Source organism: Microbacterium salitolerans, from assembly GCF_019720895.1.
GTDB lineage: Bacteria > Actinomycetota > Actinomycetes > Actinomycetales > Microbacteriaceae > Microbacterium.
Map to the genome: position 1 here is coordinate 1 of NZ_JAHKSH010000013.1, position 420 is coordinate 420.

Consider the following 420-nt stretch of genomic DNA (forward strand, 5'->3'; position numbering starts at 1 on the left):
CGCCGGAGGTCGTCTTGTTCACGACGATGCTGCCGACGTCGAAGGTGTTCACGACCGTGAACTGACGCTGATCGTCTTCGCCGACCTGCCACCGCTGAATCGGCTCGCCGTCTTCATCCAGGATCTCCGACGACGCCGCATTTCCGGGATCCGACTCCGAGAGCATGCACCACGCGCCCGCCGGAAGCGGGTCGTAGGTCGTCGTCCAGTCGTTCTCCTCGGTGAGCGTGCGCGTGGGCCCGCCGGGCACGTCGACGATCAGGTCGTCGCTCGTGCGGTCGACACAGAGGATCGTCACGTCGTAGCTGGAGTCGGCCCAGCGGGTGTCTCCCTCGAACTCCTTGGCGACCGTGACGGATCCTTCGGCGAAGGTGTTCGTGATGGTGACCGAGACGGTCTCGTCGAGGGGGATGGTGACCG

At 65.5% G+C, this 420-nt stretch carries 1 protein-coding gene; it reads right to left on the reverse strand.

All coding sequences use genetic code 11. The features are described from left to right. On the reverse strand, positions 1-420 hold a 420-nt coding region (locus KOL93_RS15995; RefSeq protein WP_221586422.1), incomplete at both ends, for a DUF5979 domain-containing protein.